Below are 438 nucleotides of genomic sequence, written 5' to 3'. Positions count from 1 at the left end.
TTAAAAACCATGCTGATTTCAACTAAAAATAGATTCATTAAATATTTAAGTCGTCCTTATGGTGGTAGAAGACACGACTTTCATCTATTAAAACAAGAATTTCCACCAGAGCTACCCTGGTTTGAAAATTGTACAATTAGAGTTGATTCAGGATACAACGGAATTGTTAATAGTTATCGGTGCAAAAGCGTTTCAATTCCACACAAAAAATCTAAAAATAAACCATTAACCACCGAACAAAAAAACGTGAACAAACAGCTTGCTTCAGAGCGTATTTTTGTTGAACACAGTATTGGTGGATTAAAGCGATTTCGTATTCTTTCAGATCGGCTTCGTATTCACAACTTTGATTTATATGACAAAATTCTTGGAGTTTGTGCAGGGCTATGGAATTTTAATCTAGCTAACTAGCTGATTTTGCTAGTTAAAACAACTCTA

Annotated in this window: 1 protein-coding gene; it reads left to right on the top strand. The window is 33.3% G+C overall.

All coding sequences use genetic code 11. The annotated features are described in order from the left end of the window. On the top strand, positions 1-411 hold a 411-nt coding region (locus HUK38_RS14795), incomplete at its 5' end, for a transposase family protein (protein WP_182585067.1). Positions 412-438: the final 27 nt, after the last annotated feature.

Origin of the sequence: Thiospirillum jenense, from assembly GCF_014145225.1 — a bacterium.
Lineage (GTDB): Bacteria > Pseudomonadota > Gammaproteobacteria > Chromatiales > Chromatiaceae > Thiospirillum > Thiospirillum jenense.
The sequence above is the reverse complement of the archived record's forward strand: the minus strand, read 5'-3'. Positions and strand labels throughout refer to the sequence as shown.